The sequence below is a fragment of the Microcystis sp. M165S2 genome (assembly GCF_020245885.1).
Taxonomy (GTDB): domain Bacteria; phylum Cyanobacteriota; class Cyanobacteriia; order Cyanobacteriales; family Microcystaceae; genus Microcystis.
Genome location: NZ_JADBTZ010000439.1, coordinates 1 through 11,216, shown reverse-complemented (window position 1 = coordinate 11,216; position 11,216 = coordinate 1). Strand labels below are relative to the sequence as shown.

Sequence of the window (11,216 nt, the reverse complement as noted above, 5' to 3'; positions counted from 1 at the left end):
TCTTGCGATACATTGGTACTAAGGAGAGAAGATGCAAGGGTTTTGAGTAATTTTAGCAGATTCAGGGGCACCTGAGCGACTCTCAATCTAGCTAAAAGCCTTTTCCTGTAAGGTTTTTAGCTTTATTCAGCAAACCCTAACTAGATCATCCATTGCTTCTATAGAGCCTTTTCGAGCTAAAGATTCTAGTTGATTAACTGCTAAACCTCCCATTCTGATCAACGCTTCTCGCACTTCTATAAAATGGGGTTGATTCGGATCATAGTAAATAACTAATTGTTCTACTGCTTGAGGCAAATTAGTGGCAGATAAGGCTTTAGCCGCTGCTTTTTGGCTGGCTGAATTATCTAAACTATCAACTAAAAAATCAAATAATTCTTTCCCTCTAGGACGAAAATCAGCCGCTACTGAGCCAAAAGCACTACAAATTGATTCATCGGTTCTCAATTGTGTTTTAAAATAATCTATAATCTCCTGAGCAACTTCTGGTTTTACTTCTTGAGCATCTGCTAGACATTCAAATGCTGTCAGTGCATCTTGTTGATATACAGCCGCAATTAAATCCGTACTATTGTTTGCCAATCCACACCATAACTTAACAATTTCTAGCCAGTCGCTAGGAGCATTTTGCCATTTTTGAATTAATTCATCTTGTCTGTCTGTTAAAGCTGCTGCTACGAAATATTCTTGTAGAGTGAGATGAGGAAAATAATAACGCTGTCCGCCATCAATGCGAAGCAATAATCCACTGCGTTTGACGATTTCATCAACGATAGAATTAGCCTCTTTAGGCTCTAGATTTAATGAAGGTAAGACTTGTTTAACTTGTTCCCATACTTCAGAATCAAGAAGACTGCGGCGATCTTGCTGTTGTCGATTAGCGCTATCCTGAGCATAGAGTGCTAAATGTTGCAGAACTCGCCGCTTGTTGACACCACTATATTGATTAGGGATATTTCTTTCTTGATCGCGCAATTCTAATAAAACATCAGTAGCTTTAGTGTAAAATTCGGCTCGCGAATGAGGTAAAACGAAGGGAGTATCGGTATAAAGATAGGCGATGATTGTTAACAGTAGGGGATTCCGCGCCAGTGCCATAATTTTCGGTTTAGCTCGCAAGTTTTGAATCAATTGTTCTACTGATTTCTCTGGCGGCATTTGCGACTTCCAAGCTTGCAAAAAGCGGCGCATTTGTTGATCACTAAATTCGTCAATCTCTAAAGTTTCCTTGGTATTATCGACAAACTCATTATTATAAACAGCCGTCCGACAGGTAATAATTACCCGACATTTTTTATACTTTTCTAATTCTAAAAAGTCCTTAAGACACCGGACAACATGAGCGCGAACGCCACTACTAACCTCATCTAACCCATCTAAAAGCAGCAGCAAACGTCCGTCTTTTAAACCTTGAGAGATGAAACGATTAGCTTTGGGAAAATTATGGCGATCGCAAACTTCTACTAACTGTTGTTCTAACTTTTCTACTGTCAAATTAGTCTCATTGAGGCGGTTCAATTCTAGTAAAATTGGCACGAGACGATCCGATAAATTTTTGAATCGTCCTTCTGAATATGAAAGTGCTAGATATTTTAATAACATCGACTTCCCCGAACCAGGCGCACCTTTAACCACTAAGCGGTCGTATTTTTGCACCGCATTTTCCGCTTCAATCAAAGAACGATCGCTCGCTTGAAAAGCTTTTAAAGAAACATAAATCTCCCGCATTTCTAGGGGACGATGAGGACGAAAAGGTATATTAAGTTTTTGATATTTATCAATTAATGCCTGTCGATACTTTTTGAGGGCAATATTTTCAAATAATGGCGTTCCAGCGAAGGTTTTATAAATCCATTTATTAATCACTTCTAAAGACTGATTGAGCCATTTTTTTAAGGTATCACTAATAACAGTCCCCAAAATACCACCGAAAACAAGAATAGCAAGCACAGGTATCCAGTCAGGATATTTATTAACATCATATTGTTGTTCATAGATATCCCATAATTGAGCCTGTGGAAAACAAGAAGCTTTAGAATTTGCCTCTTTATACAAATTTAAAATATCACCAATCGTCTTTTTCTTCTTATCAGTATTGAAAAAATTCCACCGGTCAGCTTTTGCATCTTGTTTTGCCCGATTTTGAATATCTCCCCTAAGTTGGTTACAGGGATTAGACGCAGGAGGCTTTTGAGTAGAAACAGGCAAAATTGTCCCCCACGCGACTGAAATTGCCAGCGCCAGGACAAAAATCATCAATAACTGCTGCTTTTTCCAGTGAATAGACTTCATTCTCCTTACCACTTCCTTGCCTTTTTCCCATATCCTAACTACCAATATAACACTAATTCATTAATCAGAAAAATTACTCAAAAAACTCTGTGTCCTCTGGGTCTCTGTGGTAAGCAATCAATTACTCAATCGACACTTTAGACATCTTCCACTACTTTTACCATTCCTTCTCGACCAACTTCTCCCAACTTTTCTCCCCAAACCTCCCAGCAATCTTCACAGGATTTTCCTACTCGTTCTTTGACGTTAATTCGGTAGTAAAAATGTGTTTCATTATCTCCCACTAATTCCCCCGGAAATATTTCCCAATTGGGACTAACTAACAGCAGGAGTTCGTTAATTGGATCGTAAATATCTACCTCTGGATGCGCTCTTTCGGCAATTCGCCTTAACTTGATATCTGGTAGATACATGAATTTAGGTTCACAGCAAGAATTAACCATCAGCCACAGACAACCTGGCCCCTCCACTCGGTAATTAACCCACGCAATCGCTGCTGCTATTTCTAACATTTCATCCAGCATTTCATCAGGAGTGGGTAAGTGTAAATCCACTCGCATTATCCAATCACAAGATTCCTTTTCAGTCATGATTTTATAACTCCAGATAAAACTTTTTCACTAACTAATGACACGAGCGGGTATTTAACGGGACGGTCTTGGATTTTAGAAGCTCTATATCTGTCAGCACTTGATAAAAATTAACCCATTACTTTAATAATAATAAACGCTGGGGAGATAAAGTAACAGTCCAAGGCAAAGCTTGCTCCTTAATTTCTAACCATTTATCCTTATATAACTCTGCTTGGATATGAAAATCTCTGTCATGATTGGAGGGTTGATTAAGTTTCAGATAGAGAGTCACCCGATGGGGTCCTTCAATGGCATTAGCTAACCAACAGGGAAAAGTATTAATATCGCTTAAATCTCGACCAAAAATAATTTGATGGGCGCGAATTCCCGTATGAGCTAAATAGTCGGGAATCCTGGAAATAGTGTGTAATTTAACATCCCAATCAATGGCTTCCAATTGTTGATTATTAATGATTACAGCACGGGAAAAATTCTTACAGCCCGTAATTTTTGCCAAACTAACGCTATCTGGTCGGTCAAAAATTTTCTGTTTAGAATTATTAGCAATTGCCCGCCCTTTTTCCATAACTAATAAATTCTCGCATATTCGATAAGCTTCATCCATATTATGGGTAACAAAAATTGTCACGCCATCGTAATTACTTAAAGTTTTGATCATCTGACGTTCTAATTGAGCGCGTAGATGGGTATCAAGGGCAGAAAAAGGCTCATCTAATAATAAAGCTTCCGGACGACTAGCTAAAGCGCGAGCGATGGCGACCCGTTGCTGTTGTCCCCCCGATAATTGATGGGGATAACGGTTTTCCATGCCGGGTAACTGCACTAATTCTAATTGGTTGGCAATCTGCTGACGGATAATTTTTGTGGGTAACTTTTGCGAGAGACCAAAAGCGATATTTTCTGCCACGGTGAGATGGGGAAAAAGGGCATAATTCTGCACCACAAAACCGATACGACGCTGACGACTGGGGAGATTAATTCTCTTTTCGGAATCGAAGAGAATGCGCCCATTTAAGACAATACGACCCCTTGAGGGCGTTTCCACACCAGCCAGCGATCGCAAAATCAGGCTTTTTCCCGACCCCGAAGCTCCTAATAGTCCTAGGGGCTGATTTTGGCAGTTAAAAGTTACCGATAGGTTAAAACCGGGTAAATATTTCTCTATATCGACAAATAAGCCTATTTTATCTCTATAATGGGGATTTTCAGCTTCTAAAAGGGCAAAATCGCGACCCTCCCAGGGTTGCAGCCAGTCTTCCATCTCGTTAGGTTTGCTTTCTCCCGGTCGTCCTAATTGCTGTTTGCGTTGACTTTGCCAGAGATTAACGGCGATAATTCCCGATAGGGAGATTAATATGATGATAAACACCCATATCCAAGCCTCGGTCATCGCTCCTGCTTCCACAGCGAAGAAAATCGCCATCGGGATAGTTTGAGTTTGCCCCGGAATATTACCCGCTAACATCAAAGTCGCCCCAAATTCCCCCAAAGCGCGGGCAAAAGCTAGGGTTAATCCTGCTAATACTCCGGGGAAGGAGAGGGGCAAAAGTACGCGCCAGAATATTTTCCCTTCCGATGCCCCTAAAGTGCGGGCAACCTGTAAAAGATTGGCATCCACCTGTTCAAAAGCGCCGAGGGTGGTTTTGTACATCAGGGGAAAAGCTACCACCGTCGCGGTGATAACGGCGGCATACCAAGTAAAAACGATGCGAAAATTAAATAAGTCTAATAACTGTCCTAATAGTCCGTTTTTGCCGAATAGGAGCAGTAAAATGAAGCCTAGCACCGTCGGGGGCAAGATTAGGGGCGCGACGAAAACTCCCTCGATTAGGGATTTCCACCGTCCGCGATAGCCCAACATCCAATAAGCGGCGGCAATACCGAGAAAAAAGATGATTATCAGGGCAATGGTGGCGGTTTTCAGGGATATCCATAGGGGGGAAAAGTCTGGCATTTTTCAGGGGTCAGGGGTTGGGTATTGGGGTGGTCACTGCGTGCGCGTTGCGGGGGTGTTGGGGTGTTGGGGTGTTGGGGTTTTCGGGTTTTAGTTGAAATTCCCCACTTCCCCACTTCCCCACTTCCCCACTTCCCCACTTCCCCTAATTTATCTGGCTATTCCGAAGCCGAATTTTTCAAAAATGTTTTTAGCGGCCGCGCTGGTGAGATATTGGGCGAAAGTCTTGGCAGCTTGCGGGTTTTTACTAGCTTTGATTACAGCTATCGGGTAAATAATCGGAGAATGGAGATTATTGGCAGCCGTAGCTACTACTTTTATCCGGTCGGAAATTTTGGCATCGGTGATGTAAACAATGCCAGCATCGGCGTTACCAGTCTCTACGGCGGCGAGAACATTACGGACAGAGTTAGCAAAGACCAGTTTTGGTCTTATTTGCTCTAAAATGCCGAGATTTTTCAGAACTTCTTCGCTGTACTGACCGACGGGAACGCTGCGCGGTTCACCCACGGCAATTCTTTTGACATTACTGTTAGTCAGAGAACGAAAATCGCTAATTTTTAGGGTGTAATTCTTGGGAACGATTAAAACTAGGCGATTAGTGAGCAGTTTTCTTCTGGTACTTGTATCGATCAAACCAGCTTTTGCTAAAGCGTCCATTTGCTTAGTCGCGGCCGAGACGAAAACATCGGCCGGCGCACCTTGTGTAATTTGCTGTTGCAAAGCCCCCGACGCACCGAAGTTATAGTTAACTTTAATGTTGCCATGGGCTTTTTCAAACCCCGGCTTGATTTCTTCTAGGGCATCTTTGAGACTAGCGGCGGCAGAAACTAGAATTGTCTGGGTTTGCGCGGTGGTGATAGTAGATGAAAAAAGGTTTATGCCCAGAGATAATAAGCAACTAAGGGCAATTGAGCCGATAAAAGCCAGAAAATATCGTCTTTTCATCAAGATTGATAGCAAGCGATCGATATTTATACCTCTATCACAACCAATCCACCGCCCGAAATCTGTATCTAGGTTTTGCGGCAAAAAGTTTTTCGTGGGGTGTGGGGTGTGGGGTGTGGGAAGAATAAATAAAAATAATCTCCCGACTCCTAGAACTTACGAAATCGTGTGAATTTTGAGGAAATTAGTGCCTTTAGTTTTCTGCATGGGAATTCCCGCCATAATCAGGATTTTATCGCCCGATTGCGCTAGATTTTTCTGAAGCAGAATTGATTCCGTTTGCTTTAACACATCCTCAAAGACAGACACCTGATGGTCAAGAAGAATCGGGATCACACCCCAGACTAGATTGAGACGGTGATAGACTCGTTGGTTGGGAGTCATGGCAATGACGGGAACCGAGGGACGTTCCTTAGAAGCCAGTAGCGAAGTGTAGCCAGAAGTGGTAAAAGTGACAATATAACGGAGATCAAGGGTTTGATCGATCGCCACTAAAGCCTCACTGAGAGCGTGAGTTTCATCGGACTGATTGGGGGGAACATTATCAAACTTCACATCCGCTTCCACATCATGGGCGATTTTGGCCAACATAGCCACTGCTTTGACGGGAAAATCTCCCACTGCTGATTCCCCCGATAACATCACCGCATCGGTTCCATCGATAATCGCATTAGCCACATCACTAGCCTCGGCCCGAGTCGGTCGGGGATTGTGAATCATGCTTTCTAACATCTGGGTGGCAGTGATGACGGGAATAGTTTTCATGTTGCAGAGTTTGATAATGCGTTTTTGCAACATGGGGACTTTTTCGGGACTTAATTCTACCCCCAAATCGCCCCGGGCCACCATAATTCCGTCACATTCCTCGATAATTGACTCCAAATTTTCGATCGCTTGCGGTTTTTCAATTTTAGCTATCACTGGCACATCCGCACGATTTCTCTCGGCTAAAAATGCTTTAATCGCCTTGATATCTTCTCCTTTACGAACAAAACTCAGGGAAACCCAATCAACCCCCTGAGAAAGACCAAATTCTAGGTCTTGTTTGTCTTTTTCGGTCATGGAAGGTAAGCGCAAATTGAGACGGGGTAGATTGACTCCCTTGCGACTTTTGAGAATTCCTCCCTCCAACACTTGACATTTTAGGTCTTTTCCGTTAATTTCAACGATTTTTAGCTCTAATAAGCCGTCATCAAGGAGAATTTGCTCACCTAGCTGTGCTTCCTCGGCCAGATAGGGATAATCGATCGCAACGGTGTTCGGTTCTCCCTGATACTCATCCATGGGTACAAGGGTGAGATAATCGCCGTTGTTGATGGTAATGGAACCATTGGGGAGATTACCAACGCGAATTTTCGGCCCTTGTAAATCTTGCAGGAGAGTGATCGGATTGTCTAATTCTTGAGAAATTTGCCGTAAAAGGCTAACAACTCTCGCATGATCTTCGTAGCTACCGTGGGAAAAGTTTAGCCGCGCTACATTCATCCCCGCACCGATCATCTCCTTAAGGACTTCCGGCGAATTACTGGCAGGGCCGATCGTGGCTACGATCTTAGTTCTATGGGTAATAATTGACATGGAACCCTTATTGACCGAATCTTGGAACGATTACATGATATTCACTTTAGGTTAACTAACGGTGAAGCGGAAAACAAATTAAGCTTTTCCACAGACTTGTCCCATTTTTCTTTATTCGTAGCAAGCATCTTTCTCCCCCTCTCCCAGGGGTTGGGGATGAGGGGAATTAACTATCTCTGCCATAAGCGAGGGTCTTCACCCCGACATTTGAGATAAACTCACCGAGTTGCACTTTTTTGCTGGCGTTATCAATGTCTAAACCGACTAGATTCCCTAATTCATCGTAATCAGCAACGACACCTTCAGCAATTTCTTGGCTATCAACACTGGGTTTGTCTGTAAGGTGGATATAAAGGGAGTCCGTTTCTGGGTAGTAGTTAATCTTCATGGTTTAAAGCTCCTGTCTGGAAAGGTATTATGGATAGTAATCTTGTCTGCTAGGGTAACGACTCTCAAGTAACGATCGCCAAATTCTTCTATTTTTGCCCAAAAGCGAAAACGATTATCTTCTTGGGGTTCACAACGGATAGGGTTTTCGATCACGTAAATACACCATTCTTTTTTGAGGTAAGGGCGTTTTGTCAAAACATCATTTTTAAAATAGCTAGTAAATGTATATTTTGGCATGGCAATTAATTCATCAAATTTCAAGGTCACTAAATCTAATTTTCGGCTGTCCCGCTCCCCCCTAACCCCCTGATGTCGGTAGGGCAGGGCTTGGGGTGAGGCAAAACCTCCCTTGTCTGGTGCTAAGATAGAACCCCAGCACCAGATAAAAAAAGTGGAGTCACCCCCACCCTACTTCTTATTTTTGTTTTTTCAGTCTAGAGACCAACCCTAATCCTCCTAATCCTAACAGGGCAACAACGGAACTGGGTTCAGGAATAGACTGGGACTGTTCTGTCCCATTAACGCTAAATTGGTAAGGGCCACCAGTAGGGTAAGAAATCCAAGTTCCCCCTTGATTTGTAGATTCAACGTAACCAGCACCAATAGTCCAGCCAGGGAGTCCTGTTTCAGAGTCAGACGATGTATAACCCCAAGAGTAAGTTCCAGAACCAGATAAAATTCCACTGACTAACCAGTAAGTGGTACTGGCGGTTAATGCCTGGGAGGTAGCAAGGGTAAAGGTGTTATTGGCGAGACTGGTAGTAATAGAACCAGGGTTGGTAAAAGTGGTTATCAGAGTGCCAGGAACTCCACTATTGTTGCCATAGAGACCAACAAACAAGTCACCTGCGGTGTTTTCTTGCAATAAAAGAGTGACAGATTCAAGATTATAACTGCCACTGCCAGTGGTAAAGCTTGATCCTGTCCAGGCGGTGGAATGAACAGTACCGTCGGCACTATTTGATTGAGTTAAGTTTTCAACAAGGGTGACAGCAGAAGCCTGTTGTCCTAAAGCCAAGGAAACAAGGAGAGCAAGGCTACCCCCCCCCGATTTTTGCCAGAATTTGCTGATTTTTGCTCATTTTTAAGCTCATAAAGTGAAAGATAGAACGATGCTTGATTGATGGTTTATCTTCTGAGACACTGCCTAAAAAATAAACTCACCAGCAAAATAGCAGAGTTTCTCGTTTCTGGCAAGGGTAGAGAGACCCAAGACTAAATCCCTAAAACCGGCTTTCACGGTAGGATAAACTAATAACCATCTCCGCTCGTTTAGATTTCGTTATGACCAACACATTAGACGATAAAGCCATAGTCAAGGACTATTTTAACGCCACAGGATTCGATCGCTGGCGCCGGATTTATGGGGATGGCGAAGTTAACAAAGTACAAAAAGATATTCGCATCGGTCATCAACAGACGATCGATACCGTTATCGGTTGGTTAGAAAGTGATGACAATTTGCCTAATCTCTCGATCTGTGATGCCGGTTGTGGAGTCGGGAGTCTTAGTATTCCCCTCGCTAAAGCGGGCGCAACTATTTTCGCTAGTGATATTTCTGAGAAAATGGTGACAGAAGCCAAGGAAAGAGCAGCCAAAGAGTTAGCAGATACCAGTAAACTCACCTTTGCCGTTCAAGATTTAGAAGCATTAACCGGTCAATATCACACAGTCATCTGTGTTGATGTTCTTATTCACTATCCCACAGAAGAAGCCTTAGGAATGATTAAACACCTGGGATCCCTAGCTCAATCCCGTTTAATCCTCAGTTTTGCCCCTAAAACCTGTTTATTAACCATTCTCAAGAAAATTGGTCAATTTTTCCCCGGTCCGAGTAAAACCACTCGTGCCTATCAACACAAGGAAAAAACTATTGTCGCCGCTCTCAACGAAAATGGCTTTAAAATTGAACGGACGAGTATGACTAGCACTCGTTTCTATTTTTCCCGTATCCTCGAAGCTGTCCGCAGTGAATAAATAATGGCAGTCACCACCAACAAATTAATCGAGTGGAAACAGCAAAAACGCGCGATTGTCACCCTCACAGCTTGGGATTATCCGATCGCGCGACTGCTCGATCAAGCAGGAATTGATATTATCTTGGTAGGTGATTCCTTAGCTATGACCGCTTTGGGCTATCCTACCACTTTACCGATCACCCTAGAGGCGATGATTCACCACGCGGCGGCCGTGTCTCGCGGGGTAAAACAAGCTTTAGTTGTCTGTGATTTGCCTTTTCTCAGCTATCAGGAAAGTGTCAGTCAGGCAATTCACTCGGCAGGAAGGATGTTAAAGGAAGCGGGAGTGCAAGGGGTAAAATTAGAGGGAGGTTATCCCGCTATGATCGAGACTATTAGCCGTTTAACCGAGATAGGCATCCCTGTTATGGGTCATATCGGATTAACTCCCCAGTCGGTGCATCGGTTGGGATACCGTCAGCAGGGAAAAACTCCATCGGATGCACAAAGATTAATCGAGGAAGCTTTAGCCTTGGAGAAAGCGGGAGTATTTGCCCTGGTTTTGGAACATATTCCCGCCAATTTAGCCGCTACTATTACCGATAAATTGACTATACCGACGATTGGTATCGGTGCGGGGGAGGATTGTGATGGTCAGGTGTTAGTAACGGCGGATATTCTAGGATTAACCGAAAAAGCTCCCCCTTTTGCCAAAGTTTATGCTAATTTAAGCGAGACAATTACAAAAGCAGTGGTGGAATTTGCCAAGGATGTGAGGGGAAATGAATAGCGGCGAAAAAGCTACTTTTGGGGCGGGCTGTTTTTGGAAAACCGAGGACTCATTTCGGCGTTTACCTGGTGTTTTAGCGACTTCTGTGGGTTATATGGGGGGAAATTTCCCCAATCCTAGTTATCTCGATGTGTTATCGCGAATTACCGGTCATGCGGAAGTGGCACAAATTGCTTATAATCCCCAAGAGATAAGCTACGAGGTGTTATTAGCCGTTTTTTGGTCAATCCATGATCCGACTCAGTTAAATCGCCAAGGACCGGACCGGGGAGAACAATATCGATCGATTATTTTTTATCACACCCTGGAACAAAAGTTAATCGCCACTGCTTCCAAGCGTCAACTACAACTATCGGGAAAGTTTCAGCAGGATATCGTTACTTTGATCGAACCCGCAGGAGATTATTATCTGGCTGATCAGTCCCATCAACAGTATTTAGAGAAAAAACTGCCGCGAGCGGTCGAGGATTTCTAGAAGAAAACTTGACATCCTCGCCGCCGTAAAACGGACGGCGATTCCTCACCACGCCACTTTTTTAGGGTGGTCGCTGAACGGGGTTGACGCAGATAGCGAAAAACGCTTAATTGCTTAAGTCTGACACTTTCGACCCGTCCGTTTTGAGTGTCCGAATGCCCTCCGGCCACTTTGAACAAGTCGAAAAAATCCAATGTTCAACCTTATTTCCTAGAAAGTTTTACTCGTTCAAGGCCGA

The 11,216-nt window shown here is 43.4% G+C and carries 11 protein-coding genes; 3 read left to right on the top strand and 8 right to left on the bottom strand.

Annotation, left to right across the window (positions count from 1 at the left end; all coding sequences use genetic code 11):
• Nucleotides 1-126: 126 nt before the first annotated feature.
• The 8 genes from IM479_RS21595 to IM479_RS21560 form a co-directional block, all read right to left on the bottom strand.
• A complete protein-coding gene (locus IM479_RS21595; protein ID WP_353737574.1) occupies nucleotides 127-2,325 on the bottom strand; it encodes an NACHT domain-containing protein in 2,199 nt (732 codons plus the stop codon).
• A gap of 104 nt (nucleotides 2,326-2,429) precedes the next feature.
• Nucleotides 2,430-2,882 (bottom strand): hypothetical protein, encoded by a 453-nt coding sequence (locus tag IM479_RS21590; protein WP_287078735.1) that lies wholly within the window; start codon nucleotides 2,880-2,882, stop codon nucleotides 2,430-2,432.
• Between the two features lie 118 nt (nucleotides 2,883-3,000).
• Entirely contained in the window at nucleotides 3,001-4,839 is a 1,839-nt protein-coding gene (modB, locus tag IM479_RS21585; RefSeq protein WP_287686218.1) for a molybdate ABC transporter permease subunit, read from the bottom strand.
• Nucleotides 4,840-4,989: 150 nt separating this feature from the next.
• Entirely contained in the window at nucleotides 4,990-5,787 is a 798-nt protein-coding gene (gene modA, locus IM479_RS21580) for a molybdate ABC transporter substrate-binding protein (RefSeq protein WP_287686221.1), read from the bottom strand.
• A 156-nt stretch (nucleotides 5,788-5,943) separates the two neighbouring features.
• Nucleotides 5,944-7,365, bottom strand: a complete 1,422-nt coding sequence (gene pyk / locus IM479_RS21575; protein ID WP_287686217.1) for a pyruvate kinase — start codon at nucleotides 7,363-7,365, stop codon at nucleotides 5,944-5,946.
• A gap of 166 nt (nucleotides 7,366-7,531) precedes the next feature.
• Nucleotides 7,532-7,753 carry a DUF2283 domain-containing protein gene (locus IM479_RS21570; RefSeq protein ID WP_287686216.1) on the bottom strand — a complete coding sequence of 74 codons (222 nt, stop codon included), beginning with the start codon at nucleotides 7,751-7,753 and terminating at the stop codon, nucleotides 7,532-7,534.
• Nucleotides 7,750-8,022, bottom strand: coding sequence for a hypothetical protein (locus tag IM479_RS21565; RefSeq protein WP_425185089.1), 273 nt, complete (start codon nucleotides 8,020-8,022; stop codon nucleotides 7,750-7,752). The genes IM479_RS21570 and IM479_RS21565 overlap by 4 nt, the downstream gene beginning before the upstream one ends.
• Before the next feature lie 148 nt (nucleotides 8,023-8,170).
• Nucleotides 8,171-8,773, bottom strand: coding sequence for a choice-of-anchor R domain-containing protein (locus tag IM479_RS21560; protein ID WP_287686215.1), 603 nt, complete (start codon nucleotides 8,771-8,773; stop codon nucleotides 8,171-8,173).
• A gap of 266 nt (nucleotides 8,774-9,039) precedes the next feature.
• Between IM479_RS21560 and bchM the strand changes: the two genes are divergently transcribed.
• From bchM to msrA, 3 genes are read left to right on the top strand one after another with little or no spacing between them, the layout of a single operon-like run.
• Entirely contained in the window at nucleotides 9,040-9,732 is a 693-nt protein-coding gene (gene bchM, locus IM479_RS21555) for a magnesium protoporphyrin IX methyltransferase (RefSeq protein ID WP_286826097.1), read from the top strand.
• Between the two features lie 3 nt (nucleotides 9,733-9,735).
• Entirely contained in the window at nucleotides 9,736-10,503 is a 768-nt protein-coding gene (gene panB / locus IM479_RS21550) for a 3-methyl-2-oxobutanoate hydroxymethyltransferase (RefSeq protein ID WP_287686214.1), read from the top strand.
• Nucleotides 10,496-10,978, top strand: coding sequence for a peptide-methionine (S)-S-oxide reductase MsrA (gene msrA / locus IM479_RS21545; protein ID WP_287686213.1), 483 nt, complete (start codon nucleotides 10,496-10,498; stop codon nucleotides 10,976-10,978). Before panB ends, msrA begins: the two co-directional genes overlap by 8 nt.
• Nucleotides 10,979-11,216: the final 238 nt, after the last annotated feature.